20 protein-coding genes are annotated in these 22433 nt (G+C 36.2%); 7 read left to right on the forward strand and 13 right to left on the reverse strand.

All coding sequences use genetic code 11. The features are described 5' to 3' along the window. Positions 1–7: 7 nt before the first annotated feature. Positions 8–3160 carry a T9SS type A sorting domain-containing protein gene (locus tag ACSBFT_RS06890; protein ID WP_489604033.1) on the reverse strand — a complete coding sequence of 1051 codons (3153 nt, stop codon included), beginning with the start codon at positions 3158–3160 and terminating at the stop codon, positions 8–10. A 225-nt stretch (positions 3161–3385) separates the two neighbouring features. On the opposite strand from ACSBFT_RS06890, the gene ACSBFT_RS06895 reads away from it, so the two are divergent. Further along, the gene (locus ACSBFT_RS06895; RefSeq protein ID WP_489604034.1) at positions 3386–5035 is read left to right on the forward strand and encodes an FAD-dependent oxidoreductase; all 1650 of its coding nucleotides are present in this window, start codon (positions 3386–3388) and stop codon (positions 5033–5035) included. A gap of 12 nt (positions 5036–5047) precedes the next feature. On the opposite strand, the gene ACSBFT_RS06900 is transcribed toward ACSBFT_RS06895, so the two are convergent. The 7 genes from ACSBFT_RS06900 to ACSBFT_RS06930 form a co-directional block, all read right to left on the reverse strand. Then, positions 5048–5449 (reverse strand): hypothetical protein, encoded by a 402-nt coding sequence (locus ACSBFT_RS06900; protein ID WP_463044553.1) that lies wholly within the window; start codon positions 5447–5449, stop codon positions 5048–5050. Positions 5450–5508: 59 nt separating this feature from the next. Then, a complete protein-coding gene (locus tag ACSBFT_RS06905; RefSeq protein ID WP_489604035.1) occupies positions 5509–7701 on the reverse strand; it encodes a hypothetical protein in 2193 nt (730 codons plus the stop codon). A 569-nt stretch (positions 7702–8270) separates the two neighbouring features. Continuing rightward, entirely contained in the window at positions 8271–9380 is a 1110-nt protein-coding gene (locus tag ACSBFT_RS06910; protein ID WP_489604036.1) for a DEAD/DEAH box helicase, read from the reverse strand. 363 nt (positions 9381–9743) lie between these two features. Further along, complete coding sequence (locus ACSBFT_RS06915; RefSeq protein WP_463047958.1) at positions 9744–10121, reverse strand: hypothetical protein; 378 nt, start codon at positions 10119–10121, stop codon at positions 9744–9746. A gap of 70 nt (positions 10122–10191) precedes the next feature. Further along, entirely contained in the window at positions 10192–10884 is a 693-nt protein-coding gene (locus ACSBFT_RS06920; protein WP_489604037.1) for an ABC transporter ATP-binding protein, read from the reverse strand. Positions 10885–10886: 2 nt separating this feature from the next. Next, on the reverse strand, positions 10887–12146 hold the full coding sequence (locus tag ACSBFT_RS06925) for an ABC transporter permease (protein ID WP_489604038.1): 1260 nt from the start codon (positions 12144–12146) through the stop codon (positions 10887–10889). Further along, the gene (locus ACSBFT_RS06930) at positions 12143–13156 is read right to left on the reverse strand and encodes an efflux RND transporter periplasmic adaptor subunit (protein WP_489604039.1); all 1014 of its coding nucleotides are present in this window, start codon (positions 13154–13156) and stop codon (positions 12143–12145) included. The genes ACSBFT_RS06925 and ACSBFT_RS06930 overlap by 4 nt, the downstream gene beginning before the upstream one ends. Positions 13157–13757: 601 nt before the next feature. On the opposite strand from ACSBFT_RS06930, the gene ACSBFT_RS06935 reads away from it, so the two are divergent. Both ACSBFT_RS06935 and ACSBFT_RS06940 read left to right on the forward strand, forming a co-directional pair. Beyond that, complete coding sequence (locus tag ACSBFT_RS06935; protein ID WP_489604040.1) at positions 13758–14852, forward strand: endonuclease/exonuclease/phosphatase family protein; 1095 nt, start codon at positions 13758–13760, stop codon at positions 14850–14852. A 164-nt stretch (positions 14853–15016) separates the two neighbouring features. Then, a complete protein-coding gene (locus ACSBFT_RS06940) occupies positions 15017–15301 on the forward strand; it encodes a hypothetical protein (protein ID WP_489604041.1) in 285 nt (94 codons plus the stop codon). Positions 15302–15425: 124 nt separating this feature from the next. On the opposite strand, the gene ACSBFT_RS06945 is transcribed toward ACSBFT_RS06940, so the two are convergent. Further along, a complete protein-coding gene (locus tag ACSBFT_RS06945; protein ID WP_489604042.1) occupies positions 15426–16409 on the reverse strand; it encodes a GlxA family transcriptional regulator in 984 nt (327 codons plus the stop codon). Between the two features lie 139 nt (positions 16410–16548). Here ACSBFT_RS06945 and ACSBFT_RS06950 point away from each other — a divergent pair, with 139 nt between their 5' ends. From ACSBFT_RS06950 to ACSBFT_RS06965, 4 genes are all read left to right on the forward strand, one after another. Continuing rightward, complete coding sequence (locus ACSBFT_RS06950) at positions 16549–16983, forward strand: VOC family protein (protein WP_463047951.1); 435 nt, start codon at positions 16549–16551, stop codon at positions 16981–16983. Between the two features lie 67 nt (positions 16984–17050). Next, complete coding sequence (locus ACSBFT_RS06955) at positions 17051–17428, forward strand: DoxX family protein (protein ID WP_489604043.1); 378 nt, start codon at positions 17051–17053, stop codon at positions 17426–17428. Between the two features lie 249 nt (positions 17429–17677). Beyond that, on the forward strand, positions 17678–18046 hold the full coding sequence (locus ACSBFT_RS06960; protein ID WP_489604044.1) for a DUF1801 domain-containing protein: 369 nt from the start codon (positions 17678–17680) through the stop codon (positions 18044–18046). A 361-nt stretch (positions 18047–18407) separates the two neighbouring features. Next, the gene (locus ACSBFT_RS06965) at positions 18408–19307 is read left to right on the forward strand and encodes a bestrophin family protein (protein ID WP_489604045.1); all 900 of its coding nucleotides are present in this window, start codon (positions 18408–18410) and stop codon (positions 19305–19307) included. 489 nt (positions 19308–19796) lie between these two features. On the opposite strand, the gene ACSBFT_RS06970 is transcribed toward ACSBFT_RS06965, so the two are convergent. From ACSBFT_RS06970 to ACSBFT_RS06985, 4 genes are all read right to left on the reverse strand, one after another. Continuing rightward, complete coding sequence (locus tag ACSBFT_RS06970; RefSeq protein ID WP_463047947.1) at positions 19797–20588, reverse strand: alpha/beta fold hydrolase; 792 nt, start codon at positions 20586–20588, stop codon at positions 19797–19799. Positions 20589–20759: 171 nt separating this feature from the next. Continuing rightward, entirely contained in the window at positions 20760–21128 is a 369-nt protein-coding gene (locus ACSBFT_RS06975) for a DUF1304 domain-containing protein (RefSeq protein WP_489604046.1), read from the reverse strand. Positions 21129–21186: 58 nt separating this feature from the next. Continuing rightward, the gene (locus ACSBFT_RS06980; RefSeq protein WP_463047945.1) at positions 21187–21627 is read right to left on the reverse strand and encodes a DUF3592 domain-containing protein; all 441 of its coding nucleotides are present in this window, start codon (positions 21625–21627) and stop codon (positions 21187–21189) included. A gap of 228 nt (positions 21628–21855) precedes the next feature. Next, positions 21856–22272 carry an OsmC family protein gene (locus tag ACSBFT_RS06985; protein WP_489604047.1) on the reverse strand — a complete coding sequence of 139 codons (417 nt, stop codon included), beginning with the start codon at positions 22270–22272 and terminating at the stop codon, positions 21856–21858. Positions 22273–22433 lie beyond the last annotated feature (161 nt).

A 22433-nucleotide genomic window follows, 5' to 3' on the forward strand; every position in this document is an offset into this window, starting at 1 on the left:
TGCTATATCAATAAGTCAATACCCTCTTAATGTACTGCTTATCGCCAATTGATATTTTCAAAAGACGCATATAACCCTGAGATGGTTTTATTGAAAATTCGTATTTATTATTCTCAATTTTCTCCATCTCATAGTTATGTGCTCTACCCAAGTTGTCGTAAATAGTAAATTGAGGTTCCTCTTTTATTTCTTCATTCAACCTTAAGATAAATTTGCCATTAGACGGGTTTGGGTATATTGAAATTACATCAGTTTCTGATTCCGTTCCCAGCACTGTTTCAGATACTGGTTCTAAACAGTTAGTATCTGGTAATTTGCCGAACGCTTTTTTAGGCTCAGGAACTATATCTTTGAGGCCTTCATATTCACCTAAGTACCATATTTGATATCCTTCCTTCTCTTCTTCCGCAATGGCGTATAATTTTGAATTAGAAATTATCAAATTACTAATTCCGGAATAGGTCCCTGAAATAAGCTGTGAAGAACCATCATTTTTATTAATAACCAGGAGCTGACTATCATTAATAATCAACCAATGGTTTTCTGTATCTTTTACAAAATGATTAACCACAGTTTCATTATAAGGTAACTCTATGAGTGAAGAGGTTGTTTTATCTATTAGGAAGGACTTAGTCCCAAAAGAAATGAAATCAAAATCGCCACTGTTAGCTATTATATTCCCTGGATACAAGAGTTTTTCGGGTACTGATATTTCCTGCAAATCGTCAACTTCGGTTTTCAAATGAAATAAGGAACTTCCTGCTATAAAGTAAATTGTTCCTGTTTCGATATTTTTCAGAATGGTATTTAAACGATTCCGGTCTAGATTCTCATTCCTTTTTATCAATCTTATAAAGTCTATCTCCCCCGTTAAAAGGTTTGCTTTCATTAAGCTGTCCGAACTAACATTGATATTTCCCGAAAGATAGTAGATGGACTCTTCACTAAAAATAGCTGAAAAACGATCCCAAGTATTAATCCGAAAAGGGGTAGATATTCCATCACCATAAGTCAATATACTGTCACCAAACGAAATTATCATTTTGGAAGAAATACCATTTTCTAGTATGTAGTAGGATGAAGATGAAATAGAATCTTTCAGTATTTCTACGGTTCCTTCACATGAACCATCACTAACGAAAATTGTATTGTGGTTTTTAATTATGAATGTAGAGTCATTTAATTTATTTTCATCTAAAGCGACATACTCAGGAACTTCAGTCAAAAACCTTTTTGCCATATTGTTATCCAATTCAAAAAGGAAAAGAGAATCTTCAGAAACCCTTAATAAGTTATTATTCCAGAGTGACACAATTTTGCCTGCTGATTTATCAATTATATCTTCGGCTTGGCTTCTTGTATTGATAACTCGAAGCTCCTTTTCATGAGAAGTATAAATAATGTAATCTTCATAAAACTTAAATTCTGGACCTATAAAATCACCGTCATAAAGGGTGTTTAGCGTTTTGTCATGATAATCATAAACTTGAATTTTATGAATATATACAAGAACAACGTCCCCTTCTGAATTCACAAAATAATTAATTGGTGATTCGGATTCAAAGCTATCAAATGTAACCCCTGTGTCGTCTAAATGTAAATAAAGCAGTTCGTTCGTTGAATAATTATAATTATTCAGAAGCAGTCCGGCACCATCATTTATACTAATAGGCCTGTCCGTATTAGGTATAAAGGCAGTGTTCTTTAATGATTTTTCTAAATTTAGCGTATTCAAACTATCATCAAGCCTATAAAGGGCTATGTCATGAGTGCTATCGTTAGATAGAAAATAATGAGCATTGTTATAAGAGAAGTGGGGATACCTATGGTTTGGTTTTCCAAAATTTATGATGTTTTTCAACCTTAATGTGTCTCCTCCAAACCTATAAACTTCTAAATCAGGGAATCCATTCCTCTGAATTGATTTACCTACATTTATTTCATTTTCTCCAATCCTATTAAATCCACTATTATAATGCTCCCTAAGTCTTGGTATTAACTTTTTCTCTTCGGGAGAAAAATAGTAATACTCTTGATTCTTAAGAATACCCATCCAACCTGCGGTTTGGCCCTTTAATAGCTTAGGACTAGCAAACTCATTAACGTCTCCCGCTGGAAGTTTTTGGTCAAGAAAGGTAATACTACTATCAGCAAAATTTAAATACCCCAATCTATTTGTACTATCTGTTGCATCTGTTTTAACAAAGTAGAATGAGTTAAAATCTAAATATGCAAAAGCAACGTTTCCTAAATCATTCTTCGGAAACTTACTCGTCAATGTCACCGAATCTCCCTGAATTTCATAAAAATTAAAGTGATTGTCACTTGAAAAGAAAGCACTTAATTTGTTTTCATCACTTACAAATTTGGTTCCGTAAAAGCTTTGAGAATAAGCAAAATTATACTCATTTACCAATTCCAAAGAGTCATTTGTTATTTCAAAAATCCTATTGGTTTCTAGGTAAGAAAAAAGAGCATATCTTTTTTTATTATAGTTATATATATGGAGTAAGTGATGTCCAGGTGGCACCGTAAGAAAAAGAGCTCTATTGGTAGAATCTCTTAATTCAAGGCTTCTTCCTGGTTCAAAGACAATATTCATAGCGTATCTTAATACAAGGAAATCATCGGCCGTATAAATAGTTCCATAATTATAAGGGTAATTATCTTCCGATTCCTTTTCAAAGTTAGACGTGCTCTGCCAAAGCCCTTTACTAATATCATAAGACTTATTTAAGCTAAAAAAGATGGTATTCTGTATTAATACAGGCTTGGCAAACCCATTAAATATTTTGGCAGGAAAATCTGCAATTTTAATACGAGCCTGCTTTAAAGTCACTTTCCAGATGGCATTATCAAAAGTATAGTAAAGTGTGTCGTTAACAGAAATTGACTTGTAAGAAAATGAAGAGGACTGTCCCTCTTTTTTATGGAAAATCTTAGTCCCCTCTGGCGTCCCATCTGTTTCCCAAACAGAAATTCCATTTTCGTAATCCTCTGCCGCAAAGTAGACCTTATTGCCAAATGTGGCAAAACCTGTAGGATTAGAAGATACGTTAATTGAACTCCGCCAGTCTGTCAGTCGCTCTTGGGCATTTACATTGATGCAGATACAGCATGAAAGAAACATCCCGTAAAAAACATTGAACAAAGTCTTCATAATACTTGCGATGGAATTAGATGAACAAAATAAACTAAGAAATTAGAATTCTACTATTTTACACCCTTGTTTTCTAGAAAAAGTGTGCTCGGGCAGTCTGTATGTTATAGTCCTCACATTCCTCGCAAAAAAACTGTTTGATATCATATAGAGCCATTTATGTAACAAAAAGCACGTTCAAATTGGCCTGCAGATTCTACTTTTGGTAATCATCAAAATGAGGGTATGAAAAAACGAATTATAATAATAGGTGGCCTTTCGGCTGGCCCATCTGCCGCTGCCAAAGCAAGACGAGAAGACGAAAATGCTGAGATTATACTTTTCGAAAAAACAGCGAACATAAGTTACGCTACCTGTGGCATTCCTTATGCCCTTTCTGGTCAAATAAAAGACAGAGAAAAGTTGATGGTGGTAAAGCCAGATTTACTAAGAACAAGATTCAATGTAGATTTAAGACTAAATGAGGCCGTTACCTATATAGATACCGAAAAGCAGGAAGTTCACACGCTAAAAGGTAGTTACCCTTATGATAAGCTAGTTTATGCCACCGGCGGTTCTCCGCTAATTCCACCTATTAAAAACCTAGATACCTGTGATTTATGGTCTACCTGTAAAACCATTGAAGACTTTGATAAAATCATTAAAGATAAAGTACTTTCTAATAAAGAATCTATTGCCATTATAGGTGCAGGTTTGATTGGCCTTGAGGCCGCAGAAAACCTCAAAATGACAGGTAAAACAGTTCATATTATTGAGTTAGGAGAAAACGTACTGCCTATTTTAAGTGATACTTATGCTACTTTAATAAAGAACACACTGCTTCAAAACGACATACATTTACACCTTAACACTACCGCTACAGAGCTAAACCTTAATGATTCAGAACTTATACTGAGTAATGGTAAAAAACTCAAGACAGACTATTTGATTATCGGAATTGGCGTAAGGCCAAATACCGCTCTCTTACCTTCTGCCAAGAAGCTTAAAAACGGAGCATTAATCGTCAATGAAAAGATGGAAACATCTTTACCCAATGTATATGCAGCAGGAGACTGTGCGGCTATCAAAAACCTAATTACAAACGAGACTGGTTTTTTCCCTATGGGAACCCACTCTAACAAAGGAGGTAGAGCTGCAGGAGCACAAGTTAGCGGTAAAAGTTGTATCACTTTTAATGGTGCCTATGGTACTGCAATTGTCAAGTTATTTGATATAACAGTTGCCAGAACCGGTATGGTGCCTACCAAAGCCCTTGCTAACAATTTTCCTTACAAAACCTCCACCGTGATAGTAGGAAATACACCTAGCTTTTATCCAAACCCTTCAGACGTTTTCCTTACTATTTATTATGAACCCAAAACACAAGTAATAGTAGGTGCTGAAGCCTTTGGTAAAAAAGGTATTGATAAACGAATAGATGTTTTAGCCACCGCTATATATGCCAAGCTGACCTTGAAAGACATACAAAATTTAGATTTGGCATATGCTCCACCGTTTTCTCCTGCTAAAGACCCTGTGATAGTAGCAGGCTATGCTGCCGAAAATGAGATTACTGGTGGCTTTGAGACCGTTTCTGCTATGGATTTAATGACAGCATATAATAAAGAAAGTGACCTTTTGATTGACGTCAGAAATCCAGACGAAATTAAGAATGCAGGCGGTATTCCAACTGCCCTGAATATCCCATTAGATTCGTTAAGAACTAGAATTAATGAAATCCCTAAGGATAAAAAGATTTATATATACTGTGCCAAAGGAACCAGAGGGTATTTGGCTTCCAAAATCTTAGTCAATAAGAACTATAAAAAAGTGCATAATTTGATGGGCGGTTTTACGCTTTGGAATGCACTGGGGCTAGAAACAGAAAACAGCTAAAGCCCATGCTGATTATCTAATTCCAGTATCAATATTCAGCTCAATAACTTTCTTGTCATACGAACTAATGACAAAGGCCTCAATATCTGCATTTACAGTTGTTGTTTGATTGCTAACTTTGATATTATAATTCCCCTGGGGCAATTCTTTAACGACTACCGCAGGATATGTTAGTTTGGCAGAGAAAACTTCGGACCCGTCTTTTTCCGCTAATATCTTTAAGGTATAAGCCCCATAGATTTCGTTCAGTTTTGCCACACTATAACCACAGGGTGTTTGATCGTCCACATTGGCCACCGGACACAAAGGCCCTATGGTAGCTTTTATTTCTACTTCAGCCATAGGGGCTGGCTCTTCCGAGGCACAAGATATTATGACAGCTAGTGGGAAAAGTAATATATTTAAGTATTTCATAATCTTATCGTTTTTATTAAGACGCTAAAACTCGCTAAATGGTTGTATATCAGGCAGTATTAATATGGACATCCTATAATTTTTGCTTCAAATACCGCTCCATTGCTTGTAGAAACACTTGTTGTAGGTGTTGCTAATAAGGTAATTGATTTACCTGCCTTATATGTTTTATTGCCAGAAATACTGATATTTTGACTGGTGATGTTCTCAACTGCTTCAAATGGAGGAGTAGTCGCCGAACCGATTGCAAGGTCTTTTCCAATAATAGCTATATTAGTAGTATTGGTGCTGGTCACTATAGGATTACTAGAGGTAATTCTCAATTTATACCCAGTACCACCCAAAACGCTCATGGGAACATTTGTGATAAGGATGCCTGCTGTGGTACCGCTTAATGTCCCTACGTTTACCGGAGAAGAAAAAGAACCTGAAGTATTTGATAATTGTGCCGTGAAGGAATTCCCTATATTATATGTACCTGTTACTGCAAAATTCATATTATAGTTCTTTTGGGTACATAATGTGTCGTTGGCTATGGCGTTAATAGTAATGCTATTCGGTAATGTCACATTTACTCTTGCCCAGTAGGTTGCCCATCGATCATGAGTTCCATTATTTGTTTCAGAATACTCTCCGATAGACCAAAAATCAAGACCATTAGAAGGGTCTACCATCGTCATGGAATAATCTCCCCAGCGGTTATTGCTTCCGCCATATGTTTTATAGTAATGTTCCAAACCTTCTTTAAAAAGATAGACATCACTAAAACTTGCTGAACCATTCATTCGCAAAACATAGGATGCTCCTGGATATTTTGTAGGCGAAAAATGTGCAAAATTCAACAGTACATCCTCATTGTCGTTGACAGCAATACTAGGAAACGCAAAACTATTGGTGGGTACATTATAACCCCCCATACTTGTGGTATTAATATCAATGACCTTTCCCCATTCGTTGATGGCGGAAGTGATAGGATTAATACTGAGCCATTGTACTGCTCCCCGATAAGTAGCCGCTGCAACACGCGTGCCTGTAGAAGAAAGAAAGGCAGGGTGGACAGCCCAAAGTTTGCCATTTTTTAGTATGATATTGGACATTCGATGATCATTATAATTAACACCAAGATATCGCGAGGTCATGTCTTTCTGAGGGGCTTCATTATAATAATAGGAGCCAAAAAGCCACGCATTTGCTCCCCCAACAGAAGGAAATCCCACGTCTGACAATACAGGTGCGGAAGGTGGAACACCCGTTATTTTTAATAATTTGTAAGTACCTAAAGTGTTATCCCAATTTGTCAATAAAGGAATATAATTTGTGGAATTATCATCAACCACAGCCGGAGAAACGGTAAAGCCTGATGAGCTTCCAGCAAAACTTATTTCGGTCGGTGTAGTTGCTGTCCCATTCAGGATATCAGTTTTTTTTAGAACAAATAACTTTGTTTTAGAAAATGTCCCATTGACCAGAAACATGTTTCCAGAAATCACCAACCAATCTTTATTGTACCCTACCGAGGGAAAGTCAAACCATATATCCGTTTCACCAATATTGGTTTTGAAACGATATTGATTCCACGCCCCGGTTGGATCGCTTGTTTGTGATACTGCCAAAAGAATATTGGATCTTGCTTCATTAGCCCCGTCTAAATCTATGAAGTAGAATCGATTAGTATAACGATCGTATAAAATTTTTGGGTCATAGATACTTGTTGTTTCTTCTACCGTAAAAAAGGTGTTGTCATTTATAAAAGTGGCATTTCCTCCCGTTTTGTTCTGAATCATAATCCCATTATTTAGGGTCGTCATCACGTGATTGGGTCCCACCGCTCCTGCTACATCAGGAGGAATGGTAGATATATTATCAATGATAGCAGTGAATCCTAAAAAAGGAGCTGGTGGTGGTGCATAGGCACCGTTTGGTTCCATGAGGTCTGCATCTCCTACGCCACTAATTTTCGGTTTAGCCGTTGTTTCGTTGGCCGAAATCCCAAATGGCATCGGATTGGGCGGTATAAAAAGTTGTTCTTTAGGTGTTTTATATTCAATAGAAACACGGGGAGGATTAGCTTGATACTCTGCCAACTGATCCATAAAATTCATCGCCACCGGCTTGACAGTCTGTATGGTTTTTGAGTTATAAACTTCTTGGGAATAACCATGAAAAGAAATAAAAGATAGCAGCAAAAAAAGTATCGAATTACCATTCTTAAAGACGCTTAAACTCATTATAATGAAATAGATTTTTTTCATATATATTAGTATATTTTTAGATATTATACTCAGGGTCAAATCATTATATAAAGCTACTTTTTCCTATGATTCCTTACAAATATTTTTATTCTACGGTAGAAATCACCATATAATATAGCTACTGCTCAGACAATTACATCCATATTTCTTGATACTCAATGAACTACTTTCTTGGAACCGTGTTGGTAGCGAACAAAAGGACGTATTACACCGCCTTTAGGTTAAATATCTGGGGGATTAGCTCATCTAAAATATTGGTAAAATGAGTGGCTAAAAAGAAGCCCCTTAGGGGCAAATATGAATAGAAGATTTCTGAAATGTGTGTTTACCACCCTGAATGGGGTGGCATAATTATTTGCAAATGGATTAACGGAACCCTCTGGGTCTATTGCGGCGAGCATCAAATTCATTTCAAGATTCAAGCTAACTAAGCTATCCGATTTCTTTCTAATGAAAATATAAGCCTGCAGACTTACGGTATTAGCTATTATTCTGCGACCAAGAATATTCCAAAACATATTGAAATATTCAACCATGGGAACAAAATCATACTTTCCAGCTGCTTAAACCTAAATCTTAATAAAATTAATCTTCAAAGTTTTTTCTATTTCATTGATGGTTTTCATTTCATACTTATCTACAAAACAGATGGAGATCCCTCTTTTTCCTGCTCTCGCGGTTCTTCCGCTTCGGTGGGTGTAAGATTCTATTTGTTCTGGTAATTGGTAATGAATCACAAAAGCCACGTCTTCTACATCCACCCCTCTAGCAGAAATATCGGTGGCTACCAAAACCTTAATTCTACCTTTGATAAAGGCTCTCATCACTTTATCTCTGTCACGTTGGCCTAAGTCGCCATGAAGTGCATCGGCCGAAACATGTTTTCCTATGAGTTTACGAGCTAAAACTTCCGTATCTGCTCTGGTCCTACAGAAAACAATTCCTTTGGCTGCCCCTTGAGACTTTAAAAACTCAAACAAATAATCAAACTTTTGATTTTGCTCACAGATAAAAAACTGGTGCTCTATCTTACTATTGATTTCAACATTTTTACTGATTGAAATTCGATGTAAGCCTGGATCCATAAATCTTGTAATGAGACTTTGCAACGCAACTGGAATAGTAGCCGAAAACAACCATTTGGCACTACTTTTATGAATGGTATCCATAACTCTTTCCAGTTCATCTTTGAAACCCATGCTGAGCATTTCGTCCGCCTCATCAAGAATAAGCGTTTTTACTTCACTTAAATCTATGGCACCTCTGTCTATCAAATCTAGCAATCTACCTGGCGTAGCCACTACTACTTGCGTAGGGCGTTTTAAATTCGCTATTTGTATTTCTATTTTCTCCCCACCATAAATGGCCTCCGTAAATACTTTAGGGCCGTACTTCGTCAATTTGAATAATTGCTTGGCAATTTGTTGACATAACTCTCTAGTTGGAGCTAGTACTAATCCTTGGATTCCTTTCTTGTTCTCAGATACTAAGTGTAATAGAGGTAAACCGAAGGCAATGGTTTTACCCGTCCCTGTGGGAGCCTGACCTATTAAATCGCCTTTATTTGCCAATAAATAGGGTATTGCTTTCTGCTGAATTTCAGAAGGCTTACTTATTTTTAAATCGGCCAATGCTTTTATATATGATTCCCCTACACCCAGTTGTTTAAAACTCTCCACTTTAACTTTAATTTTTGAAATGCAAAGGTAGTTATAAACCGATGTATTCAGTAGTACTTCCTTTGGAGAGACTAAATTTCAATAATACCAGTCATTCACTTATAACTCTGAAAGCTTTGCAGTATCTATGAATTAGGAATACCATCAGTGAGTTTAAGAAGAAACGCAGCATTTCCGACATTAAATGCAAGAATACGACGACTCGAAACCTAATGCATGTACTCAACATTTTAAACCAGTCTTTGCTGGAAAATCTCCTAGATTTCCAGAAGTACTTCTTCTATCTGCAGACAGTTCTCGGTGTGCAAGAGACATACATGGCGATTCAAACCATGAATAGAACACCCTTTAATATTGATCAAATTAGCCCTCGAAATGTTTTATAACAAAAATTTTCTTTTCTACTTCCGTCATTTTATCCGCTGCTAACACATCTATTTTAATAACCTTAAACCTTAAGTCTTTTTTTATATAATTGTGAAGTTCTACTCTAGCATTGGTAGGTCCAAAGAGCAATACATGATCGTATTTCAAAATCTCTGCAGCAATTTCCTTATAAAATGCTGCTAACATTTGCTGTCTTTTATTATGCATAAGATTTTCGCTTTTTTGTTTTGCTTCATCTTGCATCTCAAAATCAAACTTTGAGTTGATAATTTGTATTTCCTCAGACTTAATCAAACTGACTAAATGTGCTGCCGAATGATCCATCCATATTCCAATTCTTTTATTTGCATCCATTATGTTACATGTTTAGTTAAAAATATAATATTCTCATTTTCTAATCATTCAAATGGAATATTAGAAAATGTTAATCTAACGGAGTTTTGATAATTCTTCCATCTTCCATTGTAATGATTCTATGTGTTTTAGCAGCAAAATCCGGGTCATGTGTAACAATAAGAAGAGATTGCTGATATTCCTCGGCTAGTTCTTTGAAAATTTCGTAAACCACATCACCATTCTTTTTATCCAGATTACCCGTTGGTTCATCGCCCATGATAATCAAGGGATCGTTTATCAGTGCTCTTGCTATAGCCACACGCTGTTTTTGCCCACCACTTATTTGATTGGGATATTTTAATGCTTCTTTTTCAATTCCCAGAATCTTTAATTTATCATAGGCATGATGCTCAACTTCCTTAGGTGACAATTTACCCAGTTTTAAGCCGGGTAACATCACATTTTGCAAATTATTAAATTCGCTGAGTAAATAGTGAAATTGGAATACAAAACCGATTTTCTCATTTCGCACTTTTGCCAATTCTTCGTCCTTTTTATTTGTCATAGATACCCCATCTAATAAAAGCTCCCCCTCATAGCTGGTATCCATAGTAGAGAGTATATAGAGCAATGTAGACTTCCCACACCCCGACTTTCCCATTACCGAGACAAACTCCCCTGCACAGATAGAAAAACAAACATCGGTCAGTACTTTCACGGTGATAGGGTCATGAAATGACTTACAAATATCTACGGCTTCAATAACTTTCTTTTTATCCATGACTATTTACCTCTTATGATATCTACAGGGTCAATTTTACTTGCTTTTTTAGAAGGAAAATAACCTGCTAAATAGGTAGTCACGATGGAAAATATTGCTCCTATCACGTAAAACATAGGGTTATAATTGATGGGATAGGTTTTCACCGCCGGCATAGAGGCGTTATTGAAAGGAATTATGCCTATGAGTGCAGAAAAACCTAAACCAAAAACCAGACCCAATGCACCTCCCACTAAACCGATGGTCAAAGCAATGGTGAGAAAGATGTAATTAACGTCTTTTCCAGAAAAACCAGTGGCTTTTAAAATGGCAATAGAATCCATTTTTTCATAAATCATCATGTTCAAAATATTGAAAATTCCAAAACCCGAGACAATCAGCAATGTGATACCCACCGCATAAGATATTAGGGTACGTACCGAGCTTCCTGTTTCATATTGAGCATTGGCTGTTTGAATGTCAATGGCTTCGGTATCAAAAAGCTCATGGTAACTTTTTGCCAAAGCTGGTGCCTGGGTAATATCCTTAATTTTGACTTGAATATCGGTGACATAGCTGGCTGGCTTCCCCAATATTTTTTGTGCGGTACCCAATGTGGTATAACTCTGTACTTTGTCTAACTCTTCCATTCCAGACTGGAAAAACCCGACTACCTTTAATATAAACGGTGTCCCTTTACTTGTGGTAATTTGAATATTGTCACCCACGTGTACGAGCATTTTGTCAGCCGCCCCTTTGCCTAGAATAATACTATTGGGTATATTTTTCAGGTCAATGGTTTGGCCTTCCACCACATAATCTTTGAAACTAAAAAGCCTGTTTTCTTCTTCTACATCAATTCCGTTTATAATACCGGTTAAATTTATATCTCCTATGTTATAAAAGACTGGAACGGTAGTTTTGGGAGCCACGCCACGAATATTTGGGTCATTTTTCAGTGCTTTGATAATGGCATCACTGTTGTGAATATCCAATAATTCATTTTTGGGCTTTACATGACTTATAAAATGATATGCTTGTGTAAATTGGCTAGAGCGGGCTATCGGCTGCACCTTGGAAGGTAAGATTTCATTATAGAGTCTTACATGGGGCGTTCTGTTAAGAATGAGGCTATCCAACAAATCGTTTAAGCCAGCCATAAAACTAAGAAGAGCAATAAACATGGCAATGCTAAAGGTGACACCAAAAGCTGCTACCATTGTTTGTTTTAAGCGTGCTGTTAGCAAAGCCAATGAAATCTCTGCAATGAGTTTAATTTTCATTCTGCAGGAAGAACGATTTCTTCATTTACGCCGATTCCCGATAGAATTTCTACCATCTGGTAATCTTTCAGCCCTGTCTTTACCATGATTTTCTTTCCTGACTTGCTGACGACCATGGAATCATTGAGCAGGTAACTTCTAGGTATGAGCAAGGCATCTTTTTTGGTACTAAGCACCACATTGGCTTCAAAAGAAATATTGGGATACAGTACTGCTGGTGGGTTTACAAATTCGGCTTCTATGGTGAAAGTCTTACTTTGTAAATTCATGATGGGATTTATCTTTGTGACTACTGCATTAAATACCGAATCTCTATAGCTGTTTAAAACTACCAAAACTGGCATTCCTAATTTGACGGTTACAATATCATACTCATCAATTTGCATTTCTAACACGTACTTCTCATCATCTCCTATAATGGCAAACGGAAGCTGAGGGCTCGTAACTTCTCCTTTCTCAATGTTCAATTGATAAACTCTGCCATTTACCTTACTCTTTACCAGGTAGTCGTTATTATTTTTATGACTAATCGAAAGATTGTTTTGGGCTTGCCTAGAAAGATACCTTAATTGCCTATCCAACGCTTCTAACTTTTCGTTGGCAGACTCATAATTGGCCATAGAGCTCTTATAAACCAATTCCTTTTGCTCCAGAGATACTTTCGTCCCAATGTTTTGTGCCCAAAGGTTCTTTTGTCTTTCCAAATTTATAGAATCGTTTTTCATTTGACTTTTGGTCAAGCTAACATAAGATTTTGCTTCCTCTATTTTTCCTCGATTAAGACTTAAAGCATTAAACTCACTGGTTAATCTTACATTTTCAGTCCTCAGCTTTTGGGTTTCATCAAGTATAGAAATTAAAGGTGAACCTATTTCTACCATATCTCCCTCGTCCACAAAAACCTCATTGACCATACCACTAACGGTAGCAAAGGCCTGATATTGATTCTTACTTTTTAAAGCACCTGAAGCGTAAACGGATTCGGTTATATCCTGAATTACGGGCTTCATCGTTTCTTGATCAGATTGACAAGACGCCAAGAATGTCAATAAAAAAAGAAGTGTATAAGTTGATTTTTTCTGCAAGGACCCATCGTTTATTGTGATAATGTAATTTAACATTAAAAAAATGTTTGACATAAAATTGCCTTATCAATAAAAGCTTTTTTGATATCAATCATATTTTAACCCGCTTTGCTTTATGCATTAGGAAATCTCCCGATAGCTATCGGGACCGCAGCTAAATTGCTTCAAATCAGTACGTAGACCCATTTAAACGCAATCACCAGAACCCTTCGACAAAAAGATCAGGGTAAACCGCTGTGCTAATTTCCTTTAATTGTCTGATTTATTGTACTTTAAAACTCATAACGATTCCCCAACGCATAATCCGGATTTAAAGACCATTTATTTTAAAAATGTGCCTTGATATTTTATCACTTGGTTCTAAAGAATTTAACGATGAAAAAATCCTTGCTTACTTCACCAAAATTTCCGCTCGATCTTACGGAGTTTTCAAACTAACCAAAGCCCACCCGATAAGCTGTGAAAAAAGAAATTTGTGCTACATTTCCAAAAGCCAAAATGAAATGATATTCGTAACTCACAGAAATTGGTTAATATTATACCAACGGAGTTACTTAATCTTATCAAACATATGCTAACCGAGGAAATTGCATTAATTCTCTTAGCCTTGCCGCTCGTATTAGGAACCTTTCTGCCCTCATTTGGAGGTAAACATTGGTTTGTAAGAACATTTGATTTCATACGAATCCAGTCCTTGGTACTTATGTCTATTATATTTGTTTTAAGTTTTTTTCTGCTGTCTAGTGAATCCAGAATTGTTATGGCTATGCAGTTGGCTCTTTTTATTTCCATCGGATTTCAGCTCAGAATCATCTCTCCTTATATACTAATAGGTAAAAGGAAAAAGCCCAAATTCACCAATTCTGTTTCTATTATAAGTGTAAATGTGCTACAAACGAATACGGAATACCAGAGACTTATTGACACGGTAAAAAAGCACCGACCAGAAATTTTGCTCACCATAGAAACAGACAAAGCATGGGAAGAAGCTTTGACGGAAATTGAAAGCGATTACAGTTTTTCGGAAAAAGTAGCTAAAGAAAATACCTACGGTATGCATTTTTATACCAAGCTAAAAGTAAATAAGGTTAAGGTTCATTATTTAATGTCTGACGAAAGACCTAGCATTGAAGCACATTTAGAAGACACCAATCAAAATGAGTTTGTCTTTTGGGGTGTTCATCCACCCCCACCCAGCCCAACAGAAGAAACCACCTCTAAAAAGAAAGACGGTGAGTTAATGAGTATAGCCAAGATTATAAGTAAGTCTGATAAGCCTAATCTGGTCATAGGTGATTTTAACAGCGTTTGTTGGTCGGCTGTTTCCAAATTATTTGCAAGAACATCTGATCTTATTGATGCCAGAGAGCGAAGGGGCTTTTTTTCGACTTTTCCAGTGAGGCCATTTTTACTGAGGTTTCCAATTGACCTACTATATCATTCTAAAGCAATAACCATTGGTAATATGACCACGCTGGAAGATATTGGCTCAGACCATCTTCCGTTATTTTCTGAATTCAGCATTGAATCCAAAAAGAAAGAAATAGCCAAGCCCGTAGAGAAAGACAAAGTGGAAGAAATTATAGAAGAAGGCAAAGAAGCAGAAAGTACAGGAGATTAAACCCACTTTATGCGTTAGAAAATCTCCCGATTTTATCGGGACCATAGCTAAATTGCTTCCCATCGGCAAGCTCTGAGTAACACAAATCAATTCGTAAACTCATTTAAACTCAATCACCCTTCGACAAAAAGCTCAGGGTAAACCGCTATGATAATCTCGTTTAAATGCCTGTTTTTTTCCACTTTAAGACTTATTACGATTCTCCAATGCATAAACCGGGTTTAAAAAGAAAGCAAACGGTCATTATCAACTACCACGGAAAATCTAAACTGGAATACCAAATTATAGGAATGGACAAAGCCCTTTCTTTGACTACTGATAATGGGATTTTTACGTATTGCGGTTTGGAAGTAAAAGGACATTTCTTTTTTGACCAAGCAGATAAGGCATCCTCAAAACAAATTGATGCATGGCTCTATGAAATCAAACAGGCTTTTCGATTTGATTAGCTATCATGACGAAAAGCATTGCTATTTGAATCTATCTTGTAATAGGATGTTGCACTCAACCCTCTTATTAATAGAATTAAAACATTAAAAAAAGTGGAAAACTAGGCTATCGATTTTCCAGCATTTATCCTATGGCGTGGTTGAGCTTATTATACTTATTTTTATAAGCTTTAGGCGTCAAGCCCGTTATTTTCTTAAATACCGTTCTAAAGGATTTAGTATCTGTGTAGCCCACATCATACATCACCTCGTTTACATTTTTCTGTTTCGTTTCAAAACTGCGTTTAGCCGATTCTATTTTTACCCGATTTATATACTCTAAAACCGTATTATTTGTGGCTTTTTTAAATCGTCTTTCAAAACTCCTTCTGCCCAAAGAAACCATATTGGCCAATTCCTCCACAGAAATTTTCTCTTGCGTATTCTCCTCTATAAAAGATTGTGTTACTATGATGGCTTCGTCCTCATGCTTTTTCTGCCCCTGAAACATCGCAAAGGCGGATTGGCTTTCTCTGTCTATATCTACCGCAAAATACTTAGAAGCCAAAATGGCTGTGGCTCTATCCGTATATTTTTCAACCAAATACAGTAACAATCGCCAATAAGAATTCGCCCCACCACTTGTGTAAATGCCAGATTCTTCCGTAAGAATCTGGCCTTCCACCACTTGCACTTCAGGGAACATTTCTATCAACTGATTCTGAAATCCCCAATGGGTAGAACATTTCTTACCATCCAATAAACCGGTAGAAGCTAGAAGGAAAGCACCTAAGCACAAGGAGGCCACCTCTGCCCCTTTTTCATAATGAGCCTTAATCCATGTTATGGCTTCATTATTCTGCTCAATAGCCGTCTTTAAATCTCCAAACAAGGCCGGAATTAGTATTAAATCCGTCTCTTTTATGTTTCTTAATACCTCATTGGTATTGACGGTATAGAGCCCTCCATTTAGTTTTACGGCTGCTTTTAATCCTACTAGCTGCACGTCAAACACCGGTTCTCTACCCGCAGCCGTCATGAATTGATTTACGGTTGAAAATAAATATTGAGGGTCTGCAATAGCCTGAAGAACAGAAGACTCCGGCACTAAAATACTAATACGTCTCATTATAATTCTTTAGATTTCTAAGCTAAATTTAGTATTTTTTTTTGTCGCAAACGCCCTCTTTTTTGTCGTTTTTTCACAAGATTAAAGATAGCTTTAATGATGAAATTTGTATTTCAATAATTAATCAACCGAAAAAAACATGTCAAACGTATCTATTTATCTCCACTTTCAAGGTAATACCGAAGAAGCCTTTAACTTTTATAAATCAGTTTTCAAAACAGAATTTGAAGGCCCTATTATGTACAATAGAGACATTGCTTCACAAGAAGGCATGCCTCCATTTCCTGAAAATGAACTGGAAATGATTATGCATATTTGTCTACCTATTTTAGGAGGTTTTAGACTAATGGCAACCGATATGTTGGCGTCTATGGGACATAAACTGGAAATAGGCAATAACACCATCATTAATTTAGAACCCGATACTCGAGAAGAAACAGAAGGTCTTTTTAAGGCCTTATCTGAAGGAGCCACAGATATAACGCCACTTCAAGATATGTTTTGGGGAGACTATTGGGGTTGTCTTTCAGACCGCTTTGGCGTTAGATGGATGTTTAATCACAATACCAAATAATGAGGGGCACCGAATTAAGTTTTAATCAATCAATGGACAATATTAATCAGGAGAAATCTGCAACTAAATGAAAAAAGAGAAAATATTCTTTTGGGTTACCACGAGTCTCATATTTCTGTTTGAAGGAGTAATGCCTGCATTAACATCTCAGACCGACATGGCAAAAGAAGGTATTAGTCATTTGGGCTACCCCCCTTATTTTGGCATTACTTTAACCGTTTTTAAAGTATTAGGAGCACTTATTCTCATCATTCCTCAAATACCAAAGCGTTTGAAAGAGTGGGCTTATGCTGGTTTTGTGTTTGATTTCCTTTTTGCTTCTGTTAGCCATTGGGCCGTTGATGGGTTTGGTCTAGAAGCCGTGTTTCCTTTGATAGTTCTGGGTATTCTCATGATTTCGTACTCCTACTATTACAAATTAAAACCAGACGCCATCTCCGTTTAGAAAAATTAATAAAGTTAAAATTCTATTTGGTATTAAAGGCAAAATATGGCATTAACCATCTGTAATGAATAATAGAGAACGCCCAATATAATAGTATGATTGTTGTAATGATAGAGCATTACATTTTTCGTTCATTTAAGATGCTTTTGTAAAACTCAAGTAAAGGAGTTTTTGCAAAAGCATTTTATTGTTTCATTGGATTAAGATTCCCAAATTGTTTAAATTATAAGTAAATCAAATTCAAAAAAAGTGACCCTTGACAACGACAATTATTATTTAAACAAAGCAGAGCCTAACAAAAGTTGTTTATTGGCTTTAAGAAGCATTATTCTCTCCCAAGATTCTAATATTACGGAAACTACAAAGTATGGCATGCCTTGTTTCTGTTTCAAAAAGAAGATGTTTTGTTACTTATGGACAGACAAAAAAACAGATGAGCCCTACCTTCTTTTTGTGGAAGGAAGACTCCTTAATCACCCAGAACTGGTAGCCGGAACACGGGCTAGAATGAAGACCTTTACGGTAAAACCCACCGAAGATTTACCCATTAAAACGATTGAACTTCTTCTTAAAAATGCCTTAGATTTATACCGAAATGGCACTATTAAAATCAAATAAAAACTGCTTATTATCGATAGTTTATTAAGGCTCAGGATTTCTAGAGTTCCTCTAGTTTTAAAAAACGTTTTTAAGCCGCTTTATTCATTAGAAAATCTCCCGATAGCTATCGGGACCGTAGCTAAATTGCTTCAAATCAGTTCACTTCGGAAGGCTCAGTGCAGGCGTAAACCCATTTAAACTCAATCACCAGAACCCTTCCACAAAAAGCTCAGGGTAAACTGCTATGCTAATCTCGTTTAAATGTCTGATTTATTCCAATTTAAAACTCATTACGATTCTCCAATGCAGAAACCGGGTTTAAGCCAATCATTTTGTATTTTGCCAAACCGACAAGACCCATCTAAAAGAAACGCAATAAATGATCATCTCAAAGAATATCAGTATCACCCGAATCATTTCTGGCACTTGGAAACACTTTGTCTTTAATATAGTAACCTGCGTATTATCTTATTACTTGGTTAGGATTACCCACCCAGACTTTGAAATTCTAGTTTTGATTCCTTCCGTTTTAGGTACAGCGTTGGCTTTTTTTATTGGTTTTAATAATAACCAAGCTTACGATAGATGGTGGGAAGCCAGGAAAGTTTGGGGTGCCTTGGTCAACGACTCCAGAACATGGACGAGAGCAATGCTACATTTTCCAAATACAGATACCATTGACAGAGACGGAAAAGTTAAAACAGCTATTTACAGACATATTTCTTTCCTTTATGCTTTAAAACAAAATCTTAGAAAATCGGATGAAAACGAATTTGAAAAGTATATTTCTTCTGAAGATATTCACTACGTTAATCAGCATGCCAACAAAGCAAACGCCCTTTTAAACCTACAGACAAGAGACCTTAATCATTTATACGAGCTTAAAGAGCTTGATGGTTTTAAATTTCAAGCTTTAAACAGCATACAGGTTAGCTTTTGTAATGAAATGGGAAAAGCAGAGCGAATATCGAACACCGTTTTCCCGACTACCTATAATTACTATACGCGTTTCTTTATCTGGTTTTTTGTGGTATTCGTTACTATAGTTACCGCCAAATCGATAGGCATTTGGTCAATTGCCGCAGGAACTTTATTAGGATATGTTTTCTTAACTACACATAAGATTGGCGAATCATTGCTTAACCCCTTTGAGGATATCGCTAGTGGAGTTCCATTAAACTCCATCACAAGAACCATTGAAATCAATATGCTTCAAACATTGGGAGAATCCAACCTCCCTGAACCCATACAAAGTATTGATGGGGAGTATATTATGTAATGATTGAAGTGGGTCTCAACACAGGTCTAGTCTTTAACGGCATAGCCATACCAGCTCATTTGAGCATTATACCGTTTTCTTCTTCAAAGCATTTAAAATGTTCTTCGTTCATTGTGGTAAATGGCATACCATAAGTCCGGATTACGCACATAGCAAATTAATGCATTTAACGGTAGCCATAAGCGAAATGCTCTTTTACTGCAAACTCTTTACTGTAATTAGTCCAGTCCCATGTCTTAATTCCCAAATAGAAACCAAGAATTATCTCTTTTTCATCTCATATTTAATTCTCTTCGGGTACTTTCTCCTAAAAACCTTAGAACATTCCATTTTTCACTACTTTCACTAGAAACATCCTCTTGTAAATCGAACAAGGAATTTTGTTTTTCTACCAAATTGAAGCAATAAGTATCATATATAATACAACAAACTCATCCATCATAAGTTTTCATCAAACATCACCTGCATACGCTTTGGGAAGCTGATTACTTAAATATTTTCTAAAAAGGACTCAATAGCTTCATTATAAGCCACAGGCTCTTCAATAGACGAAGAATGCCCGCCATTCTGGATATAAACCAATTTAGACTGAGGAATGTTTTCATGCATAAACTCGGCTTTTTCAGGTGTAGTGGCCACATCTTCTGTGCCTACTAAAATAAGCGTGGGGCATTTAATGTTTCCCAATTCTTCTTCCACTCCTTTTCTAACTATTACCCCTTCTACGGCTTTAACTATACTTTTCTTATTTTTTTGAAGCTCCGCTATCCATTCCTTCCGTTCTTCTATTCTATCTATATCATACAGAAAAGTCTTACCAAACATGATTTTCATAACAGGTTTGGTCACCACGTTTACACCCATCATTTTTACAATGGTGTTGAGCAATGTGTATTTAGATTTATTAGGCTCCGCCTGAGCAGAAGTCTCCATAAGAATGCATGATTTCACCAAATCCGGCCTTCTAGCCGCCAAACGTATCGCCACAAAACCACCCATGGATAAACCCCCAAAATGAACCTTGCCAAGTTCCAATTTCTCTATCAATGCCACGGCATCCTCATAAAGGCTTTCCATGTCGTAACCGGTTTCTGAAATTTCAGATTCCCCTTGTCCTTTATGGTCATAAGTGATCACGGTGTAATTCTTACTAAAATGAGCCACTTGTTTATAAAACATTTTTTTGCTCCATAAAAGGCCATGTGAAAGCATTATAATTTCTTTTCCATCACCATTTTTTTCATAATGATATTGGCATCCGTTTATTTCTATTTTCGGCATAGGGAATGGGTTAAGTACCTCGTTTTAAGACCATACAATTTGCATAAAATTTATCACTTGCCGAAATATTTTGTTATGAAAACGGATTCTTGTCTTTAATCCATCGACTTTTAGGAAAATCAAAAGAGCAAAACCTTTCTCAGCCGGAACTTATCCCTATCAGAACCTGAATTACGAGCTCAAAATGACAAAACCTAAAGCCAATAAAGCTGGACTGGCTTGAACAAAGAAAATCTTCTTACTAGCCGTTAATGCTCCAAAAATTCCTGCTATAGCCACACAGCCTAAAAAGAAAATAGACACGTTTTTTGACCATTCTGCATTCTGAATAAGTAAAGACCAAATAAGACCAGCTGCTAAAAAACCATTATAAAGACCTTGATTAGCCGCCATACCTTTGGTTGGTTTAAACATTTCTGGTGCCATGGCTCCTTTGAAAGTAGCCCTTCCTTTTGTTTCCCAGGCAAACATCTCCATCCAAAGAATATAAATATGCTCCACGGCCACCAGACCAATTAATACTTTTGCGATAATTTCCATGACATTTTAGTTTAGCTATTTTGAAATTTCAATTGGTAAATTCCACTTGAATCGATACTTAATTGACAAGATTCCTTCTCTTTATACCCAAATTGAAAATAAAAACACCCAATCCAATCAAAATGATTGACCATAGATAGCTTCCTTTTTGCATATCAGAATCGCTGTTGATGATGGCATTTTCTGGCTCTTTAGGATTGACTAGAAGTATAAGCTCCTGCCCCATTTTATATTCTTCAAATTTAAAGGAAGCTTCATAAACAAAGGTCTCTCCCTCCCATTGATATTCCAAGGTATAGTGATAGGTCTTATCCAAATCTTTAATGCTTGCTGAAAGTGCTGTGACTACACCTTTAACGGAAGCCCCGTTTTCTATCAGATAAGATGCTGTGCTGCTTTTATTATACTTATAATAACCGAAGCCAATTCCTACGCAAATTAACACTATGGCGACACCGAAAATAAAAGAGGGCGATGCCATTTCACTAGATTTTTCCATTCAAATGCTCTTTAGGTTGTTAAGGATAATGAAACTATTGATTTTTAATGAAATAACATTAAAAAAAACGTAAAATTTCATGCATAAAAGCTTAATACCACACCTGAAAATTCATTTAGAATATTTAGAAAAATGTAACCATACCATATAAAAAGGAAGAAGAAATACCCAGAAACTTACAAAACAAAAAAGGAATGTGTTTTAAACACATTCCTCTTAAAGTTAGACCTACTTTAACTCTGATTTCAGAATTATTTCGGCTTTAATTAATTTAGAAACAGGGCAAACTTCTTTGGCTTTTTTAGCCAAAGTTTCAAACTCCTCTTTTGTGATATTTGGAACCTCCCCTACCAAATCCAATTCGATTTTAGGAATAGATCCATCCTCAAAATATACAGTAGCTTTAGTATCCAAATTGGTAGGTACATAACCAGCCTCCGAAATCAGAAAACTAAGTTGCATAGTAAAACACCCTGCATGAGCGGCACCTAAAAGCTCTTCAGGGTTGGTACCCACTCCTTCTTCAAATCTCGTTTTAAAAGAGAGCGTTGTATTGTTTAAAACTGTACTTTGAGTACTTATTAAACCCGTTCCCTCCATTCCTGTGCCTTTCCAGTTAGCACTTGCTTTTCTGTTAAATTTCATATTCTTGTGTTTTAAGTTATTCTAACTTACGTCTAGACTGACTAAGCGGTTTATACTGCTTACTTTAAAACTTGAGTTCAATATAAATATAGATTTAGTGAATTTATAGTCAAATATTTATAACCTCTCAAATAAACCATATCTTCAATAATATAAAAAAA

Source organism: Arcticibacterium sp. SM2516, assembly GCF_057914865.1.

Excerpts from the sequence above, each read along its gene's own strand:
- ACSBFT_RS06890 (WP_489604033.1), bottom strand. The coding sequence starts at position 3,160 with ATGAAGACTTTGTTCAATGTTTTTTACGGGATGTTTCTTTCATGCTGT.
- ACSBFT_RS06895 (WP_489604034.1), top strand. The coding sequence starts at position 3,386 with ATGAAAAAACGAATTATAATAATAGGTGGCCTTTCGGCTGGCCCATCT.
- ACSBFT_RS06900 (WP_463044553.1), bottom strand. The coding sequence starts at position 5,449 with ATGAAATACTTAAATATATTACTTTTCCCACTAGCTGTCATAATATCT.
- ACSBFT_RS06905 (WP_489604035.1), bottom strand. The coding sequence starts at position 7,701 with ATGAAAAAAATCTATTTCATTATAATGAGTTTAAGCGTCTTTAAGAAT.
- ACSBFT_RS06915 (WP_463047958.1), bottom strand. The coding sequence starts at position 10,121 with ATGGATGCAAATAAAAGAATTGGAATATGGATGGATCATTCGGCAGCA.
- ACSBFT_RS06920 (WP_489604037.1), bottom strand. The coding sequence starts at position 10,884 with ATGGATAAAAAGAAAGTTATTGAAGCCGTAGATATTTGTAAGTCATTT.
- ACSBFT_RS06925 (WP_489604038.1), bottom strand. The coding sequence starts at position 12,146 with ATGAAAATTAAACTCATTGCAGAGATTTCATTGGCTTTGCTAACAGCA.
- ACSBFT_RS06930 (WP_489604039.1), bottom strand. The coding sequence starts at position 13,156 with ATGAAGCCCGTAATTCAGGATATAACCGAATCCGTTTACGCTTCAGGT.
- ACSBFT_RS06940 (WP_489604041.1), top strand. The coding sequence starts at position 15,017 with ATGCCTGTTTTTTTCCACTTTAAGACTTATTACGATTCTCCAATGCAT.
- ACSBFT_RS06945 (WP_489604042.1), bottom strand. The coding sequence starts at position 16,409 with ATGAGACGTATTAGTATTTTAGTGCCGGAGTCTTCTGTTCTTCAGGCT.
- ACSBFT_RS06950 (WP_463047951.1), top strand. The coding sequence starts at position 16,549 with ATGTCAAACGTATCTATTTATCTCCACTTTCAAGGTAATACCGAAGAA.
- ACSBFT_RS06955 (WP_489604043.1), top strand. The coding sequence starts at position 17,051 with ATGAAAAAAGAGAAAATATTCTTTTGGGTTACCACGAGTCTCATATTT.
- ACSBFT_RS06965 (WP_489604045.1), top strand. The coding sequence starts at position 18,408 with ATGATCATCTCAAAGAATATCAGTATCACCCGAATCATTTCTGGCACT.
- ACSBFT_RS06970 (WP_463047947.1), bottom strand. The coding sequence starts at position 20,588 with ATGCCGAAAATAGAAATAAACGGATGCCAATATCATTATGAAAAAAAT.
- ACSBFT_RS06975 (WP_489604046.1), bottom strand. The coding sequence starts at position 21,128 with ATGGAAATTATCGCAAAAGTATTAATTGGTCTGGTGGCCGTGGAGCAT.
- ACSBFT_RS06980 (WP_463047945.1), bottom strand. The coding sequence starts at position 21,627 with ATGGAAAAATCTAGTGAAATGGCATCGCCCTCTTTTATTTTCGGTGTC.
- ACSBFT_RS06985 (WP_489604047.1), bottom strand. The coding sequence starts at position 22,272 with ATGAAATTTAACAGAAAAGCAAGTGCTAACTGGAAAGGCACAGGAATG.